This window comes from Sulfuriferula sp. AH1 (genome assembly GCF_002162035.1).
Lineage (GTDB): Bacteria > Pseudomonadota > Gammaproteobacteria > Burkholderiales > Sulfuriferulaceae > Sulfuriferula.
Genome location: NZ_CP021138.1, coordinates 1,217,232 through 1,243,984, shown reverse-complemented (window position 1 = coordinate 1,243,984; position 26,753 = coordinate 1,217,232). Strand labels below are relative to the sequence as shown.

Sequence of the window (26,753 nt, the reverse complement as noted above, 5' to 3'; positions counted from 1 at the left end):
AAAAATGAAACGCTGGATTATTGCTTGCCTGGGATTGCTATTACTGGCCGGATGCGCGGTTACCGACCGTACCAGTTCACCTGCCCTGGAAAAGAATGCCAAATGGGCGCTGCTGCCGATGGAGAACCATACGGAAACGCCGCAAGCCAGCTTACGCATGGAAGCAATCACCGAAACTATATTACGAGTCAAAGGCGCCATGAATCTGGAGAAATATCCATCGAATCTGACTCAGGACAACCTGTTTGAGCCGGCTGACGCCAAAACCGTCGAAGCTGCCATCAATTGGGCACAGCAATCCGGCGCTCGTTACGCCGTGACAGGCACGGTCAATGAATGGCGATACAAGACCGGGGTCGATGGCGAACCCGCAGTGGGCGTCACCATCAAGGTCATCGATTTGCAAACCCGGCAAGTGGTATGGGATGCAGCAGGCGCACGTACCGGCTGGGGACGCGAAGCAGTCAGTGCCACCGCGCAAAAATTACTCGAAGACCTTACCGGCAGCATCAAACTGAAATGAAGCTTTACCAGCATCTGTTACCGCGCGGTACGAAACAATACTGGCAATGGGGTGAAACGCTGGGCATGAGCCTGGGAGCGTTTCTCTTGTCATACAGTATCTTGCCGGGCGACCCGCTCAATACCCATGTGTTCCCATGGATATGGATGGCTCCAGTTCTCATCGCACTGCGTTATGGCGTGCTCATGGGCGTGGTATCAGTACTGATTTTTCTCGGCGGCTGGTTGCTGTGGGCTGCGGACCAGACGCTGGGTTATACGCTCTTCCCGCGCTCGACTTTTCTCGGCGGCACGCTGATGGTAATGATCAGCGGGGAATTCAGCAGTGTATGGATCTCCCGCGCGCGGCGCATCGAAGAACTGCAGCACTACACCGAGCAGCGGCTGGAGCTGCTAACCCGGCGTCTGTATTTGCTGAGCCTCTCGCACGACCGCCTGGAGCAGGATCTGATCGGCCGTCCCGCCAGCCTGCGCGAAGGCTTGAAGGAGCTCAACCGTATCCTTCCGGCAGATCAGGACTTGCCCGGAGCAGATCTGTATCTGGCATTGGTGGTACGCCAGTGCAACCTGAGCGTCGCAGGTCTGCATGCAGTCAACGAAAACAAAATCAACCCGATCCCGGCAGCGAGCATAGGCGCATTCACCCCGATCGATGCACAGGACCCGCTCATCAGACATTGCCTCAACAGCGGCGAACTGGTGCACATCAACACCGAAGAGAATCTGACCGAGCTACCCAGCCGTTATCTGGTCGCCGTCCCTGCGGAAACAGCCGATGGACGCATCGTTGCCATCATGGCGGTCGAAAAAATGCCGTTCTTTGCCTTGCAAACGGACAACATGCAAACCCTGGCCGTGCTGACCAGTTATTATGCCGACACCATCGCGGCGAGTGAATTTACCGCCTTCCTCACCGATCAGCTCAAGGATTGCCCGATTGATTTTTTCAAGGCCATACATACCTTGAGACGCTTGCAGCGCGACATGCAAATCAGCAGCATGCTGGTTGGCTTCGCCGCCCCCAACAACCATGAAAGCATCGAGCAGTTAAAAACCATAGCCAATGCCGTGCGCGGACTGGATGAGACGTGGACGCTGGTACGCGGCGACTGGCGCATTTGTCTGGTGCTGCTGCCATTGGCCGGTGAAAGCTCGCTCAGTGGTTATCTGGACCGGATTGAACGCATTTTCGTTGAGCGTTTCGGTGCACGCCCCGGCCAGAGTGGCATACACACCCGCTCCGCTACTCTGGATCAGGATCAAATCAGCGTAAAGCTGGATGATTTTATTCTGACCCTGACCGAGAATAGCCATGCTACTCAGTAATAAACTCATCCTTGCCGGCGTCAGCCTCGAAGGCAGTGCTTTGGCGGTATTAACGCAGGATATTGACGTTCCGTTGCAATTACTGGGTTTTATTACGCTGCATGCCGCCGCATCCGCGATTATCGCTCAACTGGTTTTGCTATTTCTACCCCCACAGTACCGCCAGCCCAAATGGACAGTATTGGGATTGTTTTTTCTGCTGGCGTTCTTTGTACCGTTACTTTCGTTTATTACGATGACCGCCGTCGTGCTGATTACCCGTTTTTTCTCCAAAACCGTCATTTATTACCCGTTTGTCAATGTCGAACTGCCGGAATTCACCCTGGGCAGCGCCGGTATCCGCAACTCATTGGGCGAAGGTGCGATACGCACGCGCTTGAACAATCCCAACCTATCAACGGAAGTGCGGGTCAAGGCGCTGCTCTCCGCTCATGCGATGTCCGCCCGCTATTCGGTGCCCATGCTCAAGGAATTGCTGGGAGACGAAGCCGATGATTTGCGTCTGCTCGCTTACGGCATGCTGGATAACCGCGAAAAGACTCTGAATGCGCTGATTCATGAGCTGCTGATCAAGCTGGAAACCTGTCATCAATCCAATCTGTGCCAGCTGTATCAGAAACAATTGGCCGAACTCTACTGGGCATTCGCCTATGAACATTTGGCTGAAGGCGATATGCTGACCTACATGCTGACACAAGCCGAGCACTACACTCGCGCAGCGCTCGAAATCAAATCGGATGGCGATCTCTGGGTGCTGCTTGCCCAGATACTGATCAAACAGCAAAAGAACCAGGAAGCCGAAGCCGCTTTCGATCAGGCGATCCGCTTGGGTATGCCGGTAACACGGATACAGCCTTATCTGGCCGAGCTGGCGTACCAACGTCACGACTATCAGGCGATGCGCAAACATCTGCAATTGATCCCGTTTAACAATCAGATCCCGCAAATTTCCAACATTCAGCGCTTTTGGTTAAGGACGCCTGCATGAATTTTCCGACCGCCAAAGAAGCCGATATCGCATTATTGCTGGAGGGCACGTTCCCGTACGTCAGCGGCGGCGTATCGAGCTGGATCAATCAAATGATCCGAGCGTATCCGGAATACCGCTTCGCCGTCATATTCCTCGGCAGCCGCCCGCAAGATTATGGCGAAGTGAAATATGCCTTCCCCGACAATGTGGTCCACGTCGAAGCGCATTACCTGCATGGGACGCATACCCCACCGTTGGTACGCGCCCAAGCTGGTGACCCTGCTATTATCGAACAGGTAGCCAAACTGCATCAGGCGTTCCGGCATAGTCAGGAGGATACTGTCTGCGCGTTTGCGCAATTGGCAAAACTGCTGCATCAGGGCGGCATCGACGAAGAATTCTTCCTGTATAGCCAGCAGGCATGGAATTTCATTACCCAAAACTATCAGGAGTACTGTACCGATCCTTCCTTTATTGATTATTTCTGGACGGTACGCGCGATGCACGAACCCATCTGGGTAATGGCGAAAATCGCTGCCAATCTCATTCCGGTTAAAGCTTTTCATACGATTTCAACGGGTTACGCCGGTTTCCTCGGCAGTCTGTTGAAAATTTATACCGGCAAGCCGCTTATCCTGTCCGAACATGGCATTTATACCAAAGAACGCAAGATCGATTTATATCAAAGTGCATGGATACGCGACAATCGCAACATCTTTGAAAAAGACCCCACAGAGGTCAGCTATTTCCGCGAATTGTGGATGCGTTTCTATACCTCGTTGGGACGGCTGTGCTATCACCATGCCGATATCATTACCGCATTATATGAGGCCAATCGCCAGCGCCAGATTACCGATGGCGCGCCTGCCGAACGTACCCGCGTGATACCCAACGGCATCGATCTGGCGCGCTTCCAGCCGGTACGGGCCAGGCGCCCGGAAATGCCGCCGCCTATTTTATGCCTGATCGGGCGTGTAGTTTCGATCAAGGACGTCAAGACTTTTATCCGCATGATGCGTAGCGTGGTCAATCGCGTCCCCGAAGCCGAAGGCTGGATTGCCGGCCCGGAAGACGAAGATCCCGGCTATGCCGAAGAATGCCGCAATCTGGTTGCCAGTCTGGGATTGACCGACCAGGTCAAATTCCTGGGATTTCAGAAAGTCGAAGTCGTGCTGGAAAAGGTCGGGCTGGTCGTGCTGTCCTCCATCAGCGAAGCCCTGCCGCTGGTTTTGCTGGAGGGTTATGCCGCCGGCGTACCGGCATTGACCACCGATGTCGGTTCATGCCGCCAGTTGATTTATGGCCTGACTCCGGAAGACCAGGCGTTGGGCGCCTCCGGTGCGGTGGTGCGCATCGCCGACCCGCAGGCGATGGCAGCGGCTGCCATCGAACTGTTGCGTCCGGAGAACTGGTTCCCGGCACGCAACACCGCTATCGCCCGAGTAGAGCGCTATTACACGCAGACATTGATGTTTGATGAGTTCAGGCAAGTTTATCAACAGGCACTCGGGATAAAATAATGGCTGGCATCGGCTTCGAAATCAGGAAAATCCTGCGCCGCGACAGTTACCTGTCCATGCTGAGCGCCTACACCTATGCCGGCATCATCGGCTCCGGGCCATGGGTACTGTCCATCCTCGGCGTGCTCATCATCGGTTTATTGAGTCTGGGTGTCGTATTACCCCACGTGCTGATCACCCAGTTCCAGGTCACGGTGACGCATCTGATCGCAATGAGCCTGATTCTTACCGGCTTTCTGCAACTGGGTTTCACCCGCTATATCGCCGACCGGCTATTTGAAAAAGACACGAATGCGATTCTGCCGAACTTTATCGGCGCCATTTTCATCACGACTCTGGTATCCGGCCTGCTGGGCATGGCACTGGCCCTGTTCGCATTCCCCAGGCAGGATGCGATTTATCACATTCTGCTGATTGCGAATTTTGTCGTGCTATGCAATATCTGGATAGCCACGATCTTTCTGTCCGGCATGAAGAACTACAAGGCTATTCTGGTGCTATATACCTTGGGCTATGGCATTGCTGTCATCGCTGCCATTCTGCTGCGCGCTGCAGGCCTCAACGGATTGTTGAGCGGCGTTCTGCTCGGCCACTTCACCCTGTTCAGCGGCATGATGCTGCTGATCATACGCTCCTATCCTTCGAATCGTTTTATCGAATTTGATTTTCTGAGGAAAAAGCGCATGTTCGCGTCATTGATATGGACAGGCTTTTTCTTCAATCTGGGAGTATGGATAGACAAATATATCTTCTGGTACACCGCCACCACCGGCAAGCCTGTGATCGGCATGTTTCACGCCTCGCTGATTTACGATCTGCCTATTTTCCTCGCCTATCTGTCCATTATCCCTGGCATGGCGGTATTTCTGGTGCGAATGGAAACGGATTTCGTTGAATATTACCAAAAATTTTACGACGCGGTACGGGACGGCGGCACGCTGGATTACATAGAGGAAATGCGGGATGAAATGGTGGAAACCGCGCGCCAGGGGATTTTTGAAATCATCAAGATTCAGTCCATGGCGGTACTGATCGTGTTCGTTGCCGCGCCGACTTTACTAGAGATGATAGGGATATCGCAGTACTATATTTCGTTGCTGTACGTCGATGTGGTCGCCGCAGGATTGCAGGTGGTATTCCTGGGAATCATGAACGTGCTGTTTTATCTGGACAAGCGTTTTATCGCGCTGATCCTGACCGGATTGTTCGCCGGACTGAATCTGGCATTCAGTCTGCTCAGCATCCATCTCGGCGCCAACTGGTATGGCTATGGTTTCGCCGTGTCGCTGCTGATCACCGTGGTGGTCGGCCTGTATTGGCTGGACCGCAAGATGGCGATACTGGAATACGAGACCTTCATGCTGCAAAAATAAAGACCTCGTAATTGTTAAGCGGCTAAGCGACCTTGCCCGGAATGCGCGGCGTGTCCACCTGCACATCAGCACACTGCGCGCGATGACGCAACGCGTGATCGATCAGCACGATCGCCAGCATGGCTTCGGCGATCGGCGTAGCGCGGATGCCGACGCAGGGATCATGACGGCCATGTGTTTCCACCAGCGTGGGGCTGCCTTGCTTGTCGATCGAGCGGCGTGGCAGACGAATGCTGGAAGTAGGCTTGATCGCGATACTGGCAACGATGTCCTGCCCGGTTGAAATGCCACCCAGCACGCCACCGGCATGATTGGACAGAAAGCCGTCGGGTGTCAGTTCATCGCCATGTTCGGTACCTTTTTGCGTCACCGAATCAAAACCAGCGCCGATTTCCACGCCTTTGACCGCGTTAATGCTCATCAGCGCATGCGCCAGATCCGCATCGAGCCGGTCATACACCGGTTCGCCCCAGCCCACCGGCACATTCTCGGCCACCACCGTGATCTTTGCACCGATGGAATCCCCTGATTTGCGCAGCTGATCCATATATTCTTCCAATGCCGGCACGCTCTCGGCATCCGCCACAAAAAACGGATTGTCGTTGACGACATCCCATGATTTGAACGGCACGACGATAGGCCCCAGCTGCGCCATATAACCGCGTATCACCACGCCATAACGTTCATGCAACCATTTGCGTGCAATCGCGCCAGCCGCAACCCGCACTGCCGTCTCGCGTGCCGATGAACGGCCGCCGCCACGGTAGTCGCGAATGCCGTATTTATGCCAGTAAGTGTAATCCGCATGTCCCGGACGGAACGTATCTGCGATATTGCCATAATCCTTGCTGCGCTGATCTTCATTGCGTATCAGCAGCGCGATGGGTGCACCCGTCGTCTTGCCTTCGAATACGCCGGACAGGATTTCCACCGTGTCCGATTCGCGGCGTTGGGTGACGTGACGGGAGGTGCCCGGCTTGCGTCTGTCCAGCTCGATCTGGATATCCTCAGCCGATAACGCCATTCCCGGCGGACAGCCATCCACTACGCAACCGATCGCCGCACCGTGCGACTCGCCAAACGAAGTCACGCAAAACAAACTACCTATACTGCTACCAGACATGGGCTTACTCTTTAAGTATGAACAGGAAATCCTGTCATTTTAACCGATAAACGCAATAATCGCGCTTAAAGCGCCAATTCGGCGCTGCTGTCCAGATTAGCCTGCAGCCATTTCACACCCCAGGCCACGCCGAAGCCTGTCACATCGGTCCCTACGGCTCCCAATCCGTCCGGACAATTGCTTGATGACAAATCGATATGCAGCCAGGGAGTATCATCCACGAAACGGTTGAGGAAACGTGCAGCGAGGATATGATCCGCGCCGCCTTCCAGTGTGCATTGCTTGATATCGGCGATTTTCGAATCCAGTGCGGATTCGTAATCGGCATCCATCGGGAACGCGCACAGCCGTTCGCCGCTCGCTTTGCCAGCGGCAATCGCGGTTTCCAGCAATTCGTCGCGATTGCCCAGCATACCGCTGTAACGGGCACCCAATGCGGTCGCCATGCTACCGGTCAAGGTCGCGAAATCCACCATCACATCCGGTTTGGCGCGCGCGGCCAGGGTCAGCGTATCAGCCAGCACCATGCGCCCTTCGGCATCGGTATGCACGATTTCTATCGTGGTGCCGTTCAGCGCGGTCACCACATCGTTCTGCTTGTAGGCTGCAGGGCTGATATGGTTCTGCGCGATCGCCAGCCACACATCCAGATTGACCGGCAGATCGAGCGAAGTTGCTGCAACCAGTATCCCCAATGCGACAGCCGAACCGTTCATATCTTCATGCATCCCCTGCATGTAGCGGGCAGGTTTGAGGTTATGGCCGCCGGTATCAAAGCAGATGCCCTTGCCCACCAGCGCGACAGTCTGTCGCGCATCCGGATGACGGCGGCGCAAATGCACAATGGCCGCATCGTCGTCGACACTGCCCTGAGCCACGGCCACAAATGCCCCGGCACCGAGCTTGCGCAGTTTCTTCATGTCGTATTCGGTATGCTTCCAGCCATGCGTTTTGGCCAGTTGCGCAATGCGTTCGCGATACAAGGCGGGGGTAAGCTGGTTCGGCGGGATGTTGGTCAAATTGCGGCATAGCCAGTTACCGGCGGCGATGGCCTGCTCTGCCGCATAGCCATCGACTGATTCATAACCGAACAGGCGCAATTTCTGCAATGATTTGGCCGGATTTTTGGTTTTTGCTGTCGGCAGTTGCGCGCCGTTGACCCAGGCGACATACACAGCCTGCCGCGCGGCATGCATACGAAAAGCCTCATCGCCGCTGACGGCAATGGCAATCTCTTCGGGCGATTCGGCCAGCAGCATGGCCAACGCACGCCGCAACGCAGTCTGCTGATCGAAAATGGAGTCCTTGGTATCCAGCATCACCCAGACCATTAACCCGCCCTGCTTGGTTTCTATCCCCAACGGGGTTTTAGCCAGTTCCGCCACTTTCTGCTGTCGACGGCTCAGTCCGGCAGTCACGCGCGCCAAGTTCGGCAAATCCGTTTCGCGCGGTAAAGCATTTGCACTGGGGATGATAACCAGGGCATGGCGATTCTTGTCCAGCTGGGCTTCCGTTATCTGTTTTCCGCTTTCTATCAATTTAGCTAGCATGTCATCACCATCAATATATTAGAAATGAAGCCGCCAGGGACCGAGCTATTTTTCGCGGTTTCTTTGACCTGACACGGTGTTTGTCAGATAATAGCAGAGTTTGCGCTATCTTAAATTCTGGTTTTTGCAAGGAAGACACACAATGACATTGGACGACAAAAAGCGCGTGTTGCGCGAAATGGTGCTGCATCGCCGCTTTGAAGAACGCTGCTATCAGGCTTATATTGAACGCAAGATTGGTGGCTTTCTCCACCTCTATCCCGGTCAGGAAGCCTGCTGTAACGGCGTAATGGAAGCCGCTCGCCCCGGTCACGACTACGTGATCACCGGCTATCGCGATCACGTCCATGCCATCAAATGCGGTACCGACCCCAAAGTGGTTATGGCCGAGCTCTACGGCAAGGAAACCGGGTGCTCCAAAGGCCGCGGCGGTTCCATGCACATTTTCGACGTCGCCCATCGCTTCATGGGCGGTTATGCGCTGGTTGGCGGTCCCTTCCCGCTCGCTGCCGGCATCGCCAAGGGCATCCAGCTCAAAGGCGGTGACGAAATCGCTATCTGCTTCCTCGGTGACGCCGCCAACAACCAGGGTGTATTCCATGAAACCCTGAACATGGCCAAGGTGTGGAACCTGCCTGTTCTATTCGTTTGCGAAAACAACCAGTACGGCATCGGCACCGCAATCCACCGCTCCACCGCCGTACTTGATCAGTTCAAGCGCGCCTGCGCCTATAACATCGAAGCTGCCCAGTGCGACGGACAAGACATTGACGTGGTCTACGCCCATGCCAAAACCGCGGTCGATTACGTTCGCAGCGGCAAAGGCCCCTATTTCCTCGAATTGATGACCTATCGTTACCGCGGACACTCGATGTCGGATTCCCGCGGCTATCGTAGCCGCGAAGAAGAAGAAGAGTGGAAACAGCGCGACCCGCTCAACATCCTGCGCGACCGTCTGATTAGTGCCGGCGCATTGACCATGGATGAATTTACCCAGATCGAGAAATCGACTGACGACTACATTGAAAGCGAAGTCATCAAATTCGCCGAAGAATCCCCCGAACCTAACGTTACCGATCTGGAAAAATACGTGTTGGCATAAACGCAATGGCGATGGTCATCCTGCGCTGTCGCCTAAACGGATTAAGAATTAAAGGAATAAAGCATGGCTGAAATAATGTATTGGGAAGCAATCCAGCGCGCACATGACGAAGAAATGGCGCGCGATCCACTCGTTATCTGTATGGGTGAAGACATCGGCGTGGCTGGCGGTACATATAAAGCCACCAAAGGCCTGTATGAGAAATACGGCGAAAAACGCGTCATGGACACTCCTATTTCCGAAGGCGGTTATACCGGCCTCGGTATCGGTGCATCATTTTTAGGTATCCGTCCCATCATTGAAATCATGTCGGTCAATTTCGCCTGGCTGGCAATGGATCAGATGTTCAACTCCGCAGCCAAAGTACGCTACATGTCCGGCGGACAGCTTACTGCCCCATGCGTGTTCCGTTCCGCAGGCGGCACTGCCCACCAGCTTGGCGCTCAGCACTCTGCCCGCATGGAAAAGGTATTCATGGGTATCGCCGGATTGCGCGTAGTCACGCCATCCAACCCCAAGCAGGCTTACGGCCTGTTGAAATCGGCCATCCGTAGCGACGACCCCGTGTTCATCAACGAGCACGAACTCATGTACAACATGAAGGGCGAAGTGCCTGATGAAGAATACTTCCATCCGCTGGAAGGCTCCGAAATCGCCCGCAGCGGTAACGACGTCACCCTGTTCGGCTACAACATCTCCGTGCACTGGTGTCTGAAAGCCGCCGAGATTCTGGATAAACAATACGGCATCTCCGCAGAAGTCGTGGATCTGTACTCGCTGGCGCCGCTGGACCGCGCCGGCATCAAGAAATCAGTCTGCAAAACCCATCGCGCAGTGATTGCCGAAGAAGATGAAGCGCCGGTTGGCGTTGGTTCGGAAGTCATCGCCATCCTCAATGAAGAATGCTTTTTCGACCTGGATGCGGCCCCTGTACGCGTACACTCCGCATTGGTACCCCAGCCGTACAACCACAAATTGGAAATGGCGGCGATACCTGATCACGAAGACGTGGTCAATGCTGTACTCAAGCTATTTGGTAAAGCCTGACCTCTTCGACTGTCTCAAACGTACCCGCCAGGAAGCATAACATCTGCCTGGCGGCCACGATTCAAGGAACCAAGCATGTCTGCACATTACGTCATTACCATGCCACAACTCTCCGACACCATGACCGAAGGCGTTGTGGTTACGTGGGAAAAACAAATCGGCGATAGAGTCGAACGCGGCGATATCGTCGCGACCGTCGAAACCGATAAAGCCATCATGGATGTCGAAGTTTTCAAGGCCGGCTATCTTGCCGGCCCGCTTAGCGAAATCGGCGCGACAGTGCCGGTCGCCGGAGCCATGGGTTACATTACCGACACCTTGGGCGATTTGAACATTGCCAGCGATGAAGTCGTTACCGATATCGCACCAACCGAGATGATCCCGCATCACGCTGGCATTGCTATCGTCATGCCGCAGCTTTCCGACACCATGACCGAAGGCATCGTGGTCACCTGGGAAAAGCAGATTGGTGACGTGATCAAGCGCGGCGATATCGTCGCCACTGTCGAAACCGACAAAGCCATCATGGACGTCGAAGTTTTCCAGGAAGGTTTTTTGTCCGGCCCGCTCGCTGGTACAGGCAGCACCATACAAGTCGCTCATCCTATGGCGTTCATCGTCAGTGATGCCGCACAGGTCAACGACACCGAAGTCACGCTGTCGAGCTCCCATAAAGTAGTCGAAGCGCATCACCAGAAAGACAAATCGGTTATTTCGGCTGCCGCGCCCGTTGCCGCCCTCCCGGTCAGTCATCCCGGTGCAGCGCCTGCGCCGCGTCCGAGCGGGCGCCAGGCCAGTCCTTATGCACGCAAGATAGCCGGACAGATGGGTGTCACCTTAAGCAGCCTGAGCGGCACAGGACCCAATGGCGTCATCGTTGCCCAGGACGTAGCTCAGGCACGCCCGAGCATGAAAGAAGTTGCGCATTCCTTGCCGCAAGTAGAAGTGCCCGGCACCGGCCGCCCAATGACTTCCATGGAAAAAGCTGTTGCCCATTCCATGACCGCCGCGCTGACCCTGCCGACATTCGATGTCACATTCAACATCAAGCCGGAAAAACTCATAGCCGCAGCCAAGGCCCGCAAAGTATCGGTTACCGTGGCCATTGCCAAAGCCTGCTCGATGGCGATGCTCAAGCACCCGACCCTGAACAATTGTTATCAGCCGGTGGACAAGATCGTCGAGCGCAGCGAACATAACTTCGGCATTGCCGTAGCGGCGGATGGCGGCGGTCTGGTCGTGCCCATATTGCATGGCATCGAACAGAAATCGCTGGAAGAACTGCAAGCCGCCTGGTCAGACCTCATGCCGCGCGCACGCGCACGCAAACTGGCACCCGCAGAATATGCCAACCCGACCTTCACCATCTCCAACATGGGCATGTTCGGAGTAACGCATTTCACCGCCATCCCGACCCCAGGCATTGCCGCGATCATGGCGATTGCCGCGACCGGCGCCGACGGCATGCCAGTCAACATCACAGCAGACCATCGCGTGGTCAATGGCGCGCACGTTGCCGCTTATCTGGCCGACCTCAAGAAAATCATCGAGCAGCCTGAAAGCTGGATGGATGTCGCTGCCGCTTCGCCCATTCCCGAAGGCGACTGGGACTTCCCGGTCATCGTCATTGGCGGCGGTCCCGGCGGAGAAGATTGCGCCCGCGACCTGATCGAACATGGCGTCAAAGTCGCCATGATCAACAATGCGCCCCTGCCTGGCGGCGAATGCCTGTGGCGTGGCTGCATCCCGTCCAAAGCGTGGCGCCATGGCGCCGATCTGATCCGCGATCGCGCGCACGATGCCGAGAAAGGCGTCACCGGCACCAATCAGGCCAAGCTCGACTGGGCCACGCTGGAACAGCATCGCAAGACCATTTTGCAAACACGTGGCGAGCTTGCGCTGAAAACCGACAAAGGCGTCAAAATCGACGTACGCGAAGGTTTTGCATCCTTCGTCGACGAGCACACCATACGCGTTCAGCCACCGCAAGGCGACGCCTATACGCTGCGTTTCGGCGCTGCGGTGATTGCGACCGGCGCCCCGCCTTTCGTACCGCCTATCCCCGGCGCCATGGACAGTCTGTCCAATGGCGGCGTAATCACTTCCGACACCATCTGGAACCTGCCTGCACCGCCGAAAAAAATGGCAATCATCGGCGGCGGTGTCATCGGGGTGGAAATGGCGCAAATCTTCCGTGATTTCGGTACCGAAATCCTCATGCTTGAAGCCAAAGACCGTATCCTGGCCGAAGTGGAAGACGAAATCGCCAAGCAACTGGTGGACATTCTGAAGCAGGAATTCAGCGTAGTCACCAGCGCCAAGATCAGCCAGATCAGCGGCAATGCCGGTGCGATGAATGTTGCCTACGCGGACAGCGACGGCAATGCACAGCAATTTGCCTGCGATTATGTGCTGATGGCCACAGGCAAGCGCCCGGACACCAGCAAACTCAATCTGGCATCCGCCGGCGTACAGCTCGATGGCGCAGCCATCAAGGTTGATAACCGGGGTCGCAGCAGCGTGCCGCACATTTATGCTGTCGGCGATGTCATTGGCGGTTACATGCTGGCCCATACCGCAGCCACTCAGGGGCGTGTTGCAGCCAGCAATCTGCTCGGTGAAGACCATCAGTACAATCAGGATCTGGATTGCGGCGTGACCTTCAGCCGTCCGCAAGCCGGTTTTGTCGGGCTTTCCACCGCACAGGCCAAGGCACGCGGCATCGATGCGGTTGAGGCCAAAATGCCGATGAGCATAGATGCCAAGGCCATGATTACCGGCGAGACGCATGGCATGATCAAGCTGGTTGCCGATAAGGCCACCAGCAAAATCATCGGCGTGCACTTCCTCACCGAGCACACCGATACCCTGATCGGCGAAGCTGTGATGATGGTTTCGGCAGGCATGACATTGAAACAGGTGGCGCAAGCGATACACCCGCACCCGACTCAAACCGAGTTGTTCGGCGAATTGGCACGGCGTTTATTGTCACGCCTGCGGCGTACTGCCAAAAAATAAGAAATAACAGTGTTTGTTGCAACCCTGAAAATCGCCATGTCATCATGGCGATTTTTATTTTGACGGTCATCAGCTAGAATACGCCAATGTACTCATTACTTCGCCCCCTGTTTTTTCAACTCGATGCCGAGAAAGCACACCACGCTGGTCTGGCCGCATTAAATACCGCATACAAGCTCGGATTGATTCCGCTCATTGCGCGCCCTCATGCAGGCAAACCCGTGGAAATAATGGGTATCCACTTTCCGAATGCAGTCGGTCTGGCTGCCGGGCTGGACAAAAACGGCGCCTATATCGACGCACTTGCCGCACTTGGTTTCGGTTTTATCGAAATAGGTACCGTTACCCCGCGTCCTCAGCCCGGCAACCCTAAACCGCGATTGTTCCGCATTCCCGAAGCCCAAGCCATCATCAACCGCATGGGTTTCAATAATGACGGCGTAGAACAGCTCATCCGCAATGTGAAAAACGCAAGCTACAGGGGCGTTCTCGGCATCAATATCGGCAAGAACTTCGATACGCCGATAGAGCGGGCCGCAGAGGATTATTTAACTTGCCTGACCGCAGTCTATCCCTACGCCAGTTATGTGACAGTCAACATTTCCTCACCCAACACCAAGAATCTACGCGATTTGCAATCAGCCGACGCACTGTCCGACTTGCTCGGCAAACTCAAAGCCGAACAAACGCGACTCGCCAACCAGCATGGCCGCTACGTGCCGATAGCGCTTAAAATCGCCCCCGATCTGAATGACGAACAGCTTGCCGATATTGCGCAACAGCTCAAGCAGCACCGTTTCGACGCCGTCATCGCTACCAATACCACTTTGTCCCGACGCGGTGTAAGCAAATTCGCACACGGCAACGAAACCGGAGGCTTATCCGGCACCCCCATTCGACTCACCGCAACACGGATCGTTACCAGACTGGCCAACATGCTGGCGGGCGAAGTGCCCATCATCGGTGTAGGCGGCATCATGCACGGACAACATGCGCAGGAAAAAATAAATGCCGGCGCAGACCTGATTCAAATCTATACCGGGCTGATTTATCGTGGCCCTGCCCTCATCCGCGAATGCGTGCAAGCATTAAAATAGCATCCGGCCGTCTTCTATTACTGCAGACCCTCCTGATCAGCAGCCATGTTCATGCCGCAGCTTTGCCGAGTTTCCAGAAAGTGCGCGCTCAGCACCACTCGAGCTATGCGACATTACTCGACCGCAACGGCGAAACATTACAAACATTGCAGCTTGACCGCAGCATTCAGCGTTTACCCTGGGTAACCCTGCAAGATTTATCCCCGGCAATACAAGATGCCCTGCTGGTGTCGGAAGATCGTCGTTTCTTCCAGCACGAGGGCGTCGATTGGCGGGCAATGGCTGGCGCTGCATGGGAAAACCTGGTGCACAACACCCACCGCGGAGCGTCCACGCTGACCATGCAACTCGCGGGGCTGTTAGACCCTACCCTCACGTGGAGTGCTGGTGGGCGCACCTATAAGCAGAAATGGGAACAAATCCGCGCAGCCCGGCAGCTGGAAAGACACTGGAGCAAACCACAAATACTGGAAGCCTACTTGAATCTGGTCGATTTCCGCTCCAACCTGTATGGCATCAACGCGGCCACATCGGCATTATTTAACAAAACACCATCGGCTCTCAACGCCAGCGAGGCAAGCATACTCGCCGCACTGTTACGCGGACCCAACGCCAAACCGGGCATTGTGGCTGAACGTGCTTGCGGCGTTGCCGCGCGATTGCATCCGCCCCGCCCCGATTGCGCAGATATTACCGCCCTGAGCCTGCGCCAGCTGCATGCCCAACCCAAGGTGACATTTGCCGTTGCGATTGCCCCTGAAGCGGCAAAACAATTACTGCACACGCCGGGACAACGCATCGTATCCAGTCTCGATGCCCAGTTGCAAAACACGGTCTTGTCCGATTTACAAAAAAATCCCATGGCCACATCGGCAGCCGCAGTCGTCCTCGACAACAACACCGCGGAAATTCTCGCTTACGTCAACGTAGGTAATAATGTTAACAACATCATCACCGCACATCCTGTCGACTCGCTGTTACAGCCATTCATATACGGGCTGGCGATAGAACAAAAACTGTTAACTGCAGCAACGCTACTGGACAACACAGCACTACCAATCGCAACCGATGCAACCTACCCCGATTACATGATGAACACGCCTGTCCATGCATGGGTCAGTGTCCGCACCGCACTGCATGCCGGACTCAAGGCGCCCGCATTGCGTGTACTGAACATGTTGCCGAGAGCTGATTACGGCGAACGTTTACGTCTGCTGGGCCTGCATCCCGCTGATGAATCCAATACCTTGCTCACCATTGCCAATGCGTATCAGGCAATCGTCGATAATGGACTGTACCGCCCAGCCAGTTTTCATGTAGCCGGTCTTAACAAATCCCAGCGCGTGATGCCGGCAAAAGTCGCTGCAATCATAAGCAATATCATGACCGGTCAGCCTCTGGATTCCAGAAACCCTGAAATCAATATTAATGCCAATGATTATTATGCACTAAACACCAATGCTCAGTACGCTGTCGGATTCACCGCCAACTACACAATCGCATTGTGGATGGATGATACTGATCCAACGGACATGATAGATGCGTGGCAGCGCATTACCCACGAAATTATCCACCTGCATCCTGCCCGTGCGCCGCAAGTGCCCAGCAATCTGGTTATCCGCAATGTGCACTTCATCCCCCTGTCGAAGCGCCCAGGCTGGAATTATTCCTGCCGGGCACAGAGCATACGGTCTTTTCTCCACCCTCTGCACAACTCCCCGAACAATATCGTCAGCCTGACGTCAGTGTCTTATCATTAAAATTTCAGGATAGGTAACTATTCCTGCAGCATGGTTGAAAATTAGCGCTAAGCAACGGATAATTCCACCTCTTGCATTGACACTCACATTATGGATATCCAGAGCTATTTATTGATTTTGGTCGGCACCGTTTTCGTCAACAACATCATCATGGCGAAAATACTTGGGTTATGCCCATTCATGGGTGTCTCCAAAAGTCTGGAAACCGCTGTGGGCATGGGCGCAGCAACCACTTTTGTGCTAACACTGGGCTCAGGCTCCAGCTATCTGATCAACGAGTACCTGCTTGGTCCGGATTTAAGCTATTTGCGCACCTTGTCATTTATCGTCGTCATAGCCGGCATAGTCGGTTTCACCGAAATGTTTGTGCGCAAAACCAGCCCCGTCCTGTTCCGCGTACTGGGTATTTATTTGCCGTTAATCACCACCAATTGCGCCGTATTGGGCATTCCCCTGCTCAATGTCCAGGCCCAGCATAACTTCGTACAGTCCCTGTTTTTCGGTTTCGGCGGCGCCGTCGGTTTCTCCATGGTGCTGATCCTATTTGCCGGATTGCGCGAACGCCTGGACGGCGCCGACATCCCGGCGGCATTCCGCGGTACCAGTATTGCGATGATCACGGCAGGATTAATGAGCCTGGCGTTTATGGGCTTTGCCGGAATGGTGAAATAAGTGCTATCTGCCATTTTAGTAATGTCGGGCCTGGCGATATTCCTGGGCGCCGCTTTGGGATATGCCGCGGTCAAGTTCAAGGTTCAGGAAGACCCTATCGTCGAAAAAATCGACGCCATCCTGCCGCAGACCCAGTGCGGTCAATGCAGCTTTCCCGGCTGCAAGCCTTACGCAGAAGCCATTGCCGCGGGCACTGCCGATATCAACCAGTGCCCGCCCGGCGGCGAGGATGGCATACGCAAGCTCGCCGACCTTCTCGGCGTCGAATTCAAGCCCCTGAATGCAGAACATGGCGAGCCGAAACCGAAATCGGTTGCCGTCATCGATGAAGCCGTCTGCATCGGCTGCACCTTATGCATTCAGGCATGTCCGGTAGATGCCATTCTGGGCGCTGCCAAGCAGATGCACACAGTCATCGCCAACGAGTGCACGGGCTGCGAATTGTGCATCGCCCCATGTCCTGTCGATTGCATCAGCATGCAGCCATTAACGGAGAATGTGACTACATGGAAATGGAAATACCCGGTGATTGAATTGAGGCCAGTACCATGAGTCATCGGATCCATTCATTCCACGGCGGCGTGCATCCCGAAGAAAACAAGCAGGTCTCCACGCAGCACCCTATTGCTATCGCCTCCATGCCCAGCCATGTCATCGTTCCGGTGCGTCAGCATATCGGGCAGCCTGCAAAGCCGTGCGTGAATGTGGGAGACCGGGTCCTGAAAGGGCAAATTATCGCTGAGGCAGACGGTTATATTTCCGTTGCCGCCCATGCCTCGACATCCGGCACAGTGACTGCAGTAGCGCCGCATCCGATTCCTCACCCGTCCGGCCTGAGCGATATCTGCATCCATATCGCTCCCGATGGCCAGGATCAATGGATCGAACGCAAGCCGATCGATTACCGCAATCTGAACGCCAGCGCACTGCGCAACCGTTTGCGGGATATGGGAATAGCCGGCCTGGGCGGCGCGGTGTTCCCGACGTTTATCAAGCTCAATCCCGGGGTACCGCAAAAAGTTCAAACCCTGCTTCTCAATGGCGGCGAATGCGAACCCTGGATCACCTGCGACGACATGACCATGCGCGAGCGCGCGGAAGAAATCCTGCAAGGCGCGGCCATCATGCGCTTCATGCTGCGCGCGGAAACCGTACTGGTCGGCATCGAAGACAACAAACCGCAAGCCATTGCCGCGATGCAACGTGCAGCCGCGCGATGCGACTTTCCGGTAGAGATCATCACCATCCCCACCCTCTACCCCGGTGGCGGCGCCAAACAGATGATCAAGACCCTGACCGGCAAGGAAGTTCCCTCCGGCGGACGTTCTACCGATGTGGGTGTGGCGACGTTCAATGTCGGTACCGCACTCGCCATTCACCGTGCCGTTAACCATGGCGAACCGCTGATATCGCGCATTGTCACGGTAACAGGAAATGTCGCCCAGGCGCAGAATTTTGAAGTCCTGATCGGCACCCCGATCCAGGAGCTGGTGGCGCTGAGCGGCAACAGCGCCGACCCGGTGAGCGGTTATCTGATGGGCGGCCCGATGATGGGAATTGAGCTTGCTCAGATCGATGTGCCAGTGGTCAAGGCGACCAATTGCATACTGGTCAAATCCGCCAAACTGTTCCCGCCGCCACCGCCAGCCATGCCGTGCATACGCTGCACGCGCTGCGCCGACGCCTGTCCGGCGGATCTGCAACCGCAGGAATTATTCTGGTTCGCGCGCAGCAAGGATTTCGACCGCGCCCAGAAATACCAGCTATTCGACTGCATAGAATGCGGCTGCTGCAGTTATGTCTGTCCCAGCCACATTCCGCTGGTGCAATATTACCGCTACGCCAAGAGCGAAATCTCCGCCAGGGAAAAAGAACAGCAGGCCGCCGACCATGCGCGCGACCGCCATGAAACCAGACTGGCGCGGATCGGGCGTGAAAAACAGGAACGCGCTGAAAAACTGGCGCAGAAAGCTGCCCTCAAACCGGCCGCCGACAGTGCAACGGATGATGATCCAGCCGCTGCCGCCAAGAAAGCAGCGATACAAGCCGCCATTGAACGCGCCAAGGCTGCCAAAGCCGAAAGCGATACAGCCGCTTCCACAGAATAATCAAAATATGCTCTCATCTCCATATATCAACGAAAAAACCAGCGTTTCCATCATCATGCTCAAGGTAATGCTGGCGCTGGTCCCGGCAATCGCCGCCTATGTCTGGTACTTCGGGCCCGCGATCCTGATCAGCATAACGATTGCGAGCGTAACCGCACTTGCGCTGGAAACCATCGCAGTAAAAATGCGCGGCCTACCGGCCAAACCCTTCCTCATGGACGGCAGCGCACTGGTCACCGCCTGGCTGCTGGCATTATCGATTCCATCCATCGCCCCCTGGTGGCTGGTCGTAGTCGGAACATTCTTTGCCATTGTCGTTGCCAAACATCTATATGGCGGTTTGGGCAACAACCTGTTTAATCCGGCCATGGTGGGTTATGCGGTACTCATCATTTCCTTCCCGGTGCAAATGACGCACTGGGCAGCGCCTTACTCGCTGGCTGGCGAGCACTTGGGATTAATGAACACCTTTCAATACATACTCGGCGGCACCCTGCCCGACGGCTGGAAGCTCGACGCCATCAGCACTGCCACGCCGCTGGATACACTGCGTACCCAATTGCAATTGCATCGCAGCGTAGACCAAATCAGCCAGATGCCGATATTCGGCAGTATCGGCGGCCAGGGCGGCGAAATCGTCGCCCTGCTGTTTCTGGTGGGCGGTATCTATCTATGGCTGACCCGCATCATTACCTGGCATATTCCGGTTGCTTTCCTGGGCGCACTGGCTTTGATCGCCGGCATTTTCCATCTCGTCAATCCCCAGCACTACGCGACACCCTGGTTTCACCTTGCCACGGGCGGCGCAATGCTAGGCGCCTTTTTCATTGCCACCGACCCGGTGTCCGGCGCCACTACCCCCAAAGGCAAGCTTATCTTTGGCGCAGGTATCGGCCTGTTAACCTACCTGATTCGCGCACTGGGCGGTTACCCGGACGGCATCGCCTTTGCCGTCCTGCTGATGAATATCACCGTACCGCTGATCGATGCTTATACCCAGCCACCCGTTTATGGACATAAAGGCAGCAAACCATGAAAACGATGGCGAGAACGGCATCCCGCGCTGCCGGAATCCTGCTGGCCTTTACCGTTGTTTTCACCGGCATCCTGGCCTTTACTTATAGCATTACCCATCAGGGAATCCAGCATAACGAAGACAACGCGCGCCGTAAACTCGTCGCCGAGACATTGCCACCGCATAGTTTCAATAACGATCTGCTCAGCAATCAGATTACGCTCCAGGCCGACCCCTTGTTAGGTACTGAAGCCCCAAGTCTGGCCTGGCAGGCCCGCCAGGATGGGGCGCCTGTCGCAGTGGTACTTGAAGCCACCGCTCCCGATGGTTACAGTGGTAAAATCAATCTGCTCATAGGCGTGACCCTCGATGGCAAAATTTCCGGCGTGCGCGTGGTATCGCACAAGGAAACGCCAGGACTGGGCGATTATATCGAGCTCGCCAAAAGCAACTGGATCCGCCTGTTCGATGGCAAATCGCTGGAAAACCCCGATGACAGCGGCTGGAAAGTCAAGAAAGACGGTGGCCAATTCGACTACATGGCGGGTGCGACCATTACCCCGCGCGCTGTCATCAAGGCAGTCCATCATGCGTTAAAATATATCGCGTTGCATCGCGAGCAATTATTTGCAGTCAATGCAGGGACCAAATCATGAACCAGTACCGCGACATCATTATCAATGGCTTGTGGAAGCAGAATCCAGGCGTCGTGCAATTGCTCGGGCTATGCCCGCTGTTGGCGATCAGCAATAACATGGTCAACGCCATCGGCCTCGGCATCGCCACCACGCTGGTAATGGCGTTCAGCAATGGCGCCGTTTCCGCGATACGCGACTGGGTATCACACGAGATTCGTATTCCTGTCTTCATCCTGATCATCGCCGCACTGGTCACCGTCATCGACATGGCCATGAACGCGTTTATCCATCCGCTGTATCTGGTACTCGGCATCTTTGTTCCGCTCATCGTCACCAATTGCATCGTACTGGCGCGCACAGAAGCGTTTGCCGCCAAGAACCCGGTATTCCCAGCGATGCTCGATGGCTTCATGATGGGCCTGGGCATCACCTTGGTGCTCACCCTGCTTGGCGCATTACGCGAACTCGTCGGCAAAGGCACTTTATTGTCCGGAATCGATCTGGCTTTCGGCACTGCTGCCAAAGCATGGGTTATCCATGTCATTCCCGACTACAACGGATTTTTAATCGCCATCCTGCCGCCGGGTGCATTCCTCGGCCTCGGCCTGCTGATCGCCCTGCGCAACTGGTGGGTGCAGCGCTCGGAACGCAACATCGTGCATGCTCCGATCCTGACCGCCGCGCCGGGCGTCACGGCTTAACCCTACAGCTTCACGCGCACGCGATAAGTCAGCACCGTACTGCTTTCCGCAGGGATACGCAGTTGCCATAGTGCCATACCGGCAGCAGCTTTGCTGTGCGTCGCCGACGCATTGATTATCTGCCAGTCACCGGGAATAGGTTCGTACACTTTCACCATTACCGCCTCGGACTTGGCATTGTGCAAAGTGATCTGATATGCGGATTCGAAGGTGTAATTGCGCCCGCCGCTGATTTTCTGAAAATCGGTTTGCTTCTTGTCTGCATAAACATCAAACGCATCGCCCAGTTTCAGGCGCACCGTATCATTCCTGGCTGTGTGATCCAGTCCATCCTCGCCGACAAACTGCGCATTCCCGGCACCGTCCCTCTTGTAAACGCGCATCACCCCTTTGGGTAAGGGTACCCCCAGACCGGCGCCTTTGTTATCAAATTCAATAAATACCCCAGCCTTGAGTTTTTTCCCCAAGTCACCATAACTGCCTTGGTAATAATATTCGGCGCCGCGCAATTCCAGCGATTTTCTAACAGGAACCTGCAAGGCGGATAACAAGGCGACCTGCTTGGTCTGCTGATCGGCTAGCGTCGTGGTTCGACCGAGGCTGTATAAATGGTATTCGAACAGATTTTCCTGCGCCATCGGCGCCTCGGCTGCCTTCGCCATCACCACCCCGCCACGCGCCGCCATCCCCGGACGCAAATCTTCACGCACCCGATTCACATCGCCGGCCACAAACTGCAATCTGGCATTGGGATAGCTAACGCCGCTCTGATTGGTTAAGGTCACCCAGGCGTTGATATCCAGCTTGTCTTCATTGGCAGACAGCTCCGCCACATAATCCGCCCGCCATGACAATCCGCCTGTCAGATAGGACAATTCCAGATCGGGCACGCCAGACCTGGCGTTGGCTAGCGTCATCACCAGCGTCGGACGGTCACGCAGATTATCCGGTACCGCGGCGAATGCCAGTCGCCCGGGCACGCCGGTTTCGATGCGGTCAGCGAATTTCAGCACCACGCCGTCATTCGCCGCCAGCACTGTCGCCGTCTCACGGACTTCCATCCCGGTTGCCGGATTGGTCTTAATCACCGTGACGGTATTACCTACATTTTTCTCCAGCAACTTTTGCGGAGTCAGTACGTCGAAATCAAAATTCTGCTCCAGCAGGCGCAAGCCGTTCGCCTCATTCAAGCTGCGCAGCAAGGCCGTCTCCGGACGGATGCGCGCAGAAACGTCGCGCCATGCCAGCCGGCTCGTGCCCGCCGGCAGATTCACCCTGCGCTGCTCCTTGACCAATGCCAGATCATCGTTATAAATCGTCAACGCCAATGCGCGTTGATCCGCCAGCGTCGTCGTTTCCTCCACTGGCATCGCCGCATTGGCACCCACGACCCACAGCATTAGCCCTAATCCCAACCATTTCCTGCTCATAACGACGCCTCCATACACACCGGTTCCACCAGCACATCCACACCCGCAGCCGGGCAGACTGCGGCAGCAGGAATCGATTCACCCCGCCGCCATGCACCCACCGCATCACGTTTGCCCTTGCCCGTCACCATGAACAGGACATGCTGTGCATCACTCAGCCGGCGTGCGCTCAGGCTGATCCGGTCCGCTGGCGGCTTGGGCGCATTCCTGACCGCCACCACGTCGGCAACAGCATACTCGTTGCCCTGCCCCGGAAACAGGCTCGCAGTATGGCCATCCTCACCCAGCCCCAACAGCACCAGATCGAATGTGCCTGCATCCCGTAATTGCGCGGCATAATCCGCTGCCCCAGCCTCCGGCCCCAGATCCGCCTGCATCGCATGGATCTGTGCAGATGGAATCGCACTATCCTGCAGCCAGGCGACATACGCCATTCGGCTATTGCGCGCTTCGTCTGCCGCTGGCAGACAGCGTTCATCGCCAAACCAGATATGCCAGCGCGACCAATCCGTTTGCAGCGATGACATCCGTTCATACAATGCACGGGGAGTCGTCCCACCGGCCAGCACCAGATGGAACGCACCGCGTCCGGCCAAGGCCTGTCTGGCAACCCGATCCACGAAACGCAAAGCCTCATCCACTACCTTATCGGTCACATGCCAGCGTGTCGATCCCGGACAACCATTATTATCCATCGCATTCTCCGCCATACTCCAACAGGGACAGATTAACATTTTTTACATATTCAATCTTGACCGCAAGGCCGATACTTGGCATAATCTCACCTCGTTGCGGAACACACCTCGCAACGCAATTCCCTGATAGCTCAGTCGGTAGAGCGACGGACTGTTAATCCGCAGGTCCCTGGTTCGAGTCCAGGTCGGGGAGCCAGATAGATAAAGCCTTGCAGAAATGCAGGGCTTTTTTATTTTCCCTCAAAGATACCACTTGTTTCCTAATTTAATCGCCGTCAATATCAGCCGAATCTATCACCCAATCATGACAGACTTGTGCATATTATAGCTGCCAGGCCAGCATCATGGGTTTTCTGTTTAGCGAGTCCAGCGAGTGATCCCTTCGGAGAGGGGTGATCCCAGTGGGTTCCAACCAATACAAGGAGTAATACCAATGACCAACGCACAACGCCGAGCGGCAGCCAGCCGCATGGCTGAAATGAATGGCAGCAAGCCGGTACCAACGTCCAGCAGCGCGTTCTGCCCTCATGAGGCAGGCGCGTATTACCTCACTGACGTGGGCACTGTCGGCAACACGATCAATCTGTTTTCCAAAGACCTCAAGCCGCCTGTCCACACCTACGACATCATCACTGTTAATTTCGACCTGGATCCTGAGACTGGCAGATGGATATGGTTTGATGGCAAGAAAAATCAATCCCCGCGCAAGAACCAGGATGGCTGGCGTCTTGGCAGCAAGAAATTATATGACACACGCGAAGGCGCAGAGGCTGAACTTCAACGCGAGATGGTCAAAAACGGTGACCGGGTGACCAAGGTACATGACCTGCCCGACGATGCGACTGCGCTGAAAAAAATCCGTAGCGCTCACCATCCGGATCGCAACAACGCCGATGCCGACCATGATCTTTATCAGGCTGTTGTCGAGAAGCTGGACCGGATGCGTGCAGCGAGTCAGTGAACTATACTGAAACCTGACCGAGTTCTGCCCCATAAACCCACCCTTACCCGGTGGGGTTTTTTTACGCCGAAACATGGCAACGCTTTCCTACCGCTCTCCCCTTGTAGAAACAAGCAGTTAAGTCTATACGTTAGCTTAGCAAATCCAGATGATTGGGTACGCTTTCTTTCTTACACCCTTCTTTGCATCACTCCAAGGTTTTTTATGTGTTCCAGAAAAACATTCGTATTCCCTAATTCCATTACCGAAGCCCCCCTTTCACTTGCCGCCCGCATGGCGAATATTTTATAATCCCCAATAACTTCATCAACTTGGAAACAAGATTATGAGTTCATTGTTAAATGCTTTGCAGCGGGATATGTTTAATCCGGCTACCTTTTTAGGCGCGCTGTTTTACGGTCTGGTGTTTTTTGTGATCGTTATGCTGCTGGGGCGTCTTGTCCGGAAATTATCAAAACGCGTCGAGTCGCATTTTACCGATGTGACGGGCATTGCGTTCGCCAGTGCATTTGTCCAGGTCGTCGTATTCCTTATCGGCTTCATTCTTTACGCCCGCCTTATTCCTGCGCTGCATTCCCTGGGGACGACTCTGCTGGCTGGAGTGAGCGTTGTTTCCGTTGTACTTGGGCTGGCGGCGCAAAGCACGTTGAGCAATCTGATCGCGGGGTTTTCGCTGGTATTGTACCGGCCGATCAGTATCGGTGACAGCGTGCAGTTGAGCACGCCGAAAGGCCTGGTAACGGCAAAGGTAGAGCAAGTATCGCTTGGCTACAGCCATCTTCGCGATACGGACGGGCAGGAGATCATTGTGCCCAACAGCGTCATGATCAGCTCAGTGATGATCCGAATGGATGGGAAGAAAAATCAGTAATGATTAAGATGGCTAAAAGCGAAACCCATCCACAAGCCGGGAAGTGACAGGACCTGCGGGATGGATTTCCTTCTGTATCAATGCATGAAGAAATAAACGATAACCAGAACAACCGCGGACCAGGCGAGAAAGTATTTTCCCATGACATTCTCCTATTCAGTTTTTCCCGCTATTCCTGGCGGACATCGATTCGGATAACGCATTACTCGATATTAATAATGCGTTACCTCTGATACATCTCAGGAAACGCTTTCTTCCTCGGTGATGGTCACATCTTCGACTTGTGTACCTTCCATGATTTTCTTGATGCGTTTTGCTTCATCGCTGTCTCGAGCATGCACGGATATCAGGATATTGCCCTCTTTGACCCTGGCTTCATATTGCTTGGCTTCATATTCAGGCACACCCAAGCCTATCAAGGCACCGGCGATGCCGCCGATTGCCGCACCCACGGCAGCACCGCTCAAGGTAGCCATGATGGGCCCGGCTGCGATAAAAGGGCCAAGACCCGGGATTGCCAAGGCGCCGATACCGGCAAGCAAACCGAGCACGCCGCCCGCTATGCCGCCGGTGCTGCCACCGATCGTGGCGCCCTCCGGTGCCTTGGTGTTGTGTTCATGCGCAAAGTCGCGGTTGCCGCTCCGGTCAGGAAACAGCACCGAAATATCATTCATGATCACGCCGGCTTCTTTCAGAAGGGTAACAACAGTCTCTGCCTGCGTTTGGGTATTGGCGATGCATATAACAGTTTTTGACATGATGGACTCCTGGGATTAACGGAAAAGGTCTATTGAACTTCCAGTTCATTGTTCAGGTTTTTAACACCGGGGACTGCTTTTGCATCAGCGCCGATCTTTTCCTTTTCGGCTTTGTTCTTGACGGGCCCGCGTAAGGTAACGTCACCGTTCAGCGTAATGATCTTCACATTTTTCGCGTCCATGGAAAGGGGCCGCTGCATGATTTCCTTGCGAATGGCCTGGGTGATATGCGTATCTTCTACCGTATTCGACTGATCCATGGGCGTAAGCGTCTGATCGTTCTCGTCCCGCTTATTGATTTGCGTGTTACCCGGAGAATGCTGTTTCATGGTTGGGTCTGTATCCGGGGATAACGGTTCTGCCGCATTCACCAGTGTAGAGACAAACATTAAACCCATGGCAACAAATAAGGGCTTTTTCATGACAACTCCTTATATCAAGATTGAATAAATATCTCGTGGGTTCAGTACGACGAGGAAGTCAGAAGCATTGAAGG

24 protein-coding genes and 1 tRNA gene are annotated in these 26,753 nt (G+C 55.0%); 19 read left to right on the top strand and 6 right to left on the bottom strand.

Annotated features, from left to right (window positions below; genetic code table 11):
• Positions 1 to 4: 4 nt before the first annotated feature.
• From CAP31_RS06370 to pelG, 5 genes are read left to right on the top strand one after another with little or no spacing between them, the layout of a single operon-like run.
• Complete coding sequence (locus CAP31_RS06370; protein ID WP_087446768.1) at positions 5 to 523, top strand: penicillin-binding protein activator LpoB; 519 nt, start codon at positions 5 to 7, stop codon at positions 521 to 523.
• Entirely contained in the window at positions 520 to 1,848 is a 1,329-nt protein-coding gene (locus CAP31_RS06365; protein WP_157662679.1) for a PelD GGDEF domain-containing protein, read from the top strand. Before CAP31_RS06370 ends, CAP31_RS06365 begins: the two co-directional genes overlap by 4 nt.
• The gene (locus tag CAP31_RS06360; RefSeq protein ID WP_087446766.1) at positions 1,835 to 2,836 is read left to right on the top strand and encodes a hypothetical protein; all 1,002 of its coding nucleotides are present in this window, start codon (positions 1,835 to 1,837) and stop codon (positions 2,834 to 2,836) included. Before CAP31_RS06365 ends, CAP31_RS06360 begins: the two co-directional genes overlap by 14 nt.
• Positions 2,833 to 4,338, top strand: a complete 1,506-nt coding sequence (pelF, locus tag CAP31_RS06355) for a GT4 family glycosyltransferase PelF (RefSeq protein WP_087446765.1) — start codon at positions 2,833 to 2,835, stop codon at positions 4,336 to 4,338. Before CAP31_RS06360 ends, pelF begins: the two co-directional genes overlap by 4 nt.
• Positions 4,338 to 5,711: an exopolysaccharide Pel transporter PelG gene (gene pelG / locus CAP31_RS06350; RefSeq protein ID WP_087446764.1), complete on the top strand. Its 1,374-nt coding sequence runs from the start codon at positions 4,338 to 4,340 to the stop codon at positions 5,709 to 5,711. The genes pelF and pelG overlap by 1 nt, the downstream gene beginning before the upstream one ends.
• Positions 5,712 to 5,733: 22 nt before the next feature.
• Here pelG and aroC read toward each other — a convergent pair whose 3' ends face one another.
• Complete coding sequence (aroC, locus tag CAP31_RS06345; protein WP_087446763.1) at positions 5,734 to 6,834, bottom strand: chorismate synthase; 1,101 nt, start codon at positions 6,832 to 6,834, stop codon at positions 5,734 to 5,736.
• Positions 6,835 to 6,899: 65 nt separating this feature from the next.
• Positions 6,900 to 8,384, bottom strand: coding sequence for a leucyl aminopeptidase family protein (locus CAP31_RS06340; protein ID WP_087446762.1), 1,485 nt, complete (start codon positions 8,382 to 8,384; stop codon positions 6,900 to 6,902).
• A 142-nt stretch (positions 8,385 to 8,526) separates the two neighbouring features.
• On the opposite strand from CAP31_RS06340, the gene pdhA reads away from it, so the two are divergent.
• The 11 genes from pdhA (at position 8,527) to CAP31_RS06285 (ending at position 21,542) form a co-directional block, all read left to right on the top strand.
• Positions 8,527 to 9,486, top strand: a complete 960-nt coding sequence (gene pdhA / locus CAP31_RS06335) for a pyruvate dehydrogenase (acetyl-transferring) E1 component subunit alpha (protein ID WP_087446761.1) — start codon at positions 8,527 to 8,529, stop codon at positions 9,484 to 9,486.
• 63 nt (positions 9,487 to 9,549) lie between these two features.
• Entirely contained in the window at positions 9,550 to 10,533 is a 984-nt protein-coding gene (locus CAP31_RS06330; protein WP_087446760.1) for an alpha-ketoacid dehydrogenase subunit beta, read from the top strand.
• Between the two features lie 75 nt (positions 10,534 to 10,608).
• Positions 10,609 to 13,551 (top strand): FAD-dependent oxidoreductase, encoded by a 2,943-nt coding sequence (locus CAP31_RS06325; protein WP_087446759.1) that lies wholly within the window; start codon positions 10,609 to 10,611, stop codon positions 13,549 to 13,551.
• Positions 13,552 to 13,637: 86 nt separating this feature from the next.
• Positions 13,638 to 14,648, top strand: a complete 1,011-nt coding sequence (locus CAP31_RS06320) for a quinone-dependent dihydroorotate dehydrogenase (RefSeq protein WP_087446758.1) — start codon at positions 13,638 to 13,640, stop codon at positions 14,646 to 14,648.
• Complete coding sequence (locus tag CAP31_RS06315; RefSeq protein ID WP_087446757.1) at positions 14,627 to 16,408, top strand: transglycosylase domain-containing protein; 1,782 nt, start codon at positions 14,627 to 14,629, stop codon at positions 16,406 to 16,408. The genes CAP31_RS06320 and CAP31_RS06315 overlap by 22 nt, the downstream gene beginning before the upstream one ends.
• Before the next feature lie 96 nt (positions 16,409 to 16,504).
• Entirely contained in the window at positions 16,505 to 17,080 is a 576-nt protein-coding gene (rsxA, locus tag CAP31_RS06310) for an electron transport complex subunit RsxA (protein ID WP_087448292.1), read from the top strand.
• Positions 17,081 to 17,632, top strand: coding sequence for an electron transport complex subunit RsxB (gene rsxB / locus CAP31_RS06305; protein ID WP_087446756.1), 552 nt, complete (start codon positions 17,081 to 17,083; stop codon positions 17,630 to 17,632).
• Positions 17,629 to 19,188, top strand: coding sequence for an electron transport complex subunit RsxC (gene rsxC / locus CAP31_RS06300; RefSeq protein WP_087446755.1), 1,560 nt, complete (start codon positions 17,629 to 17,631; stop codon positions 19,186 to 19,188). Before rsxB ends, rsxC begins: the two co-directional genes overlap by 4 nt.
• Before the next feature lie 7 nt (positions 19,189 to 19,195).
• The gene (gene rsxD, locus CAP31_RS06295) at positions 19,196 to 20,224 is read left to right on the top strand and encodes an electron transport complex subunit RsxD (RefSeq protein ID WP_087446754.1); all 1,029 of its coding nucleotides are present in this window, start codon (positions 19,196 to 19,198) and stop codon (positions 20,222 to 20,224) included.
• Complete coding sequence (rsxG, locus tag CAP31_RS06290; protein WP_087446753.1) at positions 20,221 to 20,859, top strand: electron transport complex subunit RsxG; 639 nt, start codon at positions 20,221 to 20,223, stop codon at positions 20,857 to 20,859. The genes rsxD and rsxG overlap by 4 nt, the downstream gene beginning before the upstream one ends.
• Positions 20,856 to 21,542, top strand: a complete 687-nt coding sequence (locus CAP31_RS06285; RefSeq protein ID WP_087446752.1) for an electron transport complex subunit E — start codon at positions 20,856 to 20,858, stop codon at positions 21,540 to 21,542. The genes rsxG and CAP31_RS06285 overlap by 4 nt, the downstream gene beginning before the upstream one ends.
• A 2-nt stretch (positions 21,543 to 21,544) precedes the next feature.
• On the opposite strand, the gene CAP31_RS06280 is transcribed toward CAP31_RS06285, so the two are convergent.
• Both CAP31_RS06280 and pgl read right to left on the bottom strand, forming a co-directional pair.
• Positions 21,545 to 22,972 carry a DUF4139 domain-containing protein gene (locus CAP31_RS06280; protein WP_087446751.1) on the bottom strand — a complete coding sequence of 476 codons (1,428 nt, stop codon included), beginning with the start codon at positions 22,970 to 22,972 and terminating at the stop codon, positions 21,545 to 21,547.
• The gene (pgl, locus tag CAP31_RS06275; protein ID WP_223247397.1) at positions 22,969 to 23,667 is read right to left on the bottom strand and encodes a 6-phosphogluconolactonase; all 699 of its coding nucleotides are present in this window, start codon (positions 23,665 to 23,667) and stop codon (positions 22,969 to 22,971) included. The genes CAP31_RS06280 and pgl overlap by 4 nt, the downstream gene beginning before the upstream one ends.
• Positions 23,668 to 23,787: 120 nt before the next feature.
• Here pgl and CAP31_RS06270 point away from each other — a divergent pair.
• The 3 genes from CAP31_RS06270 (at position 23,788) to CAP31_RS06260 (ending at position 25,499) form a co-directional block, all read left to right on the top strand.
• Positions 23,788 to 23,863: transfer RNA gene (locus tag CAP31_RS06270), tRNA-Asn, on the top strand.
• Positions 23,864 to 24,100: 237 nt separating this feature from the next.
• Entirely contained in the window at positions 24,101 to 24,628 is a 528-nt protein-coding gene (locus tag CAP31_RS06265; RefSeq protein ID WP_087446749.1) for a hypothetical protein, read from the top strand.
• 325 nt (positions 24,629 to 24,953) lie between these two features.
• Positions 24,954 to 25,499: a mechanosensitive ion channel family protein gene (locus CAP31_RS06260; protein WP_087446748.1), complete on the top strand. Its 546-nt coding sequence runs from the start codon at positions 24,954 to 24,956 to the stop codon at positions 25,497 to 25,499.
• Between the two features lie 239 nt (positions 25,500 to 25,738).
• On the opposite strand, the gene CAP31_RS06255 is transcribed toward CAP31_RS06260, so the two are convergent.
• Positions 25,739 to 26,257 carry a hypothetical protein gene (locus CAP31_RS06255; RefSeq protein WP_087446747.1) on the bottom strand — a complete coding sequence of 173 codons (519 nt, stop codon included), beginning with the start codon at positions 26,255 to 26,257 and terminating at the stop codon, positions 25,739 to 25,741.
• A 29-nt stretch (positions 26,258 to 26,286) separates the two neighbouring features.
• On the bottom strand, positions 26,287 to 26,679 hold the full coding sequence (locus tag CAP31_RS06250; RefSeq protein WP_223247396.1) for a BON domain-containing protein: 393 nt from the start codon (positions 26,677 to 26,679) through the stop codon (positions 26,287 to 26,289).
• Positions 26,680 to 26,753 lie beyond the last annotated feature (74 nt).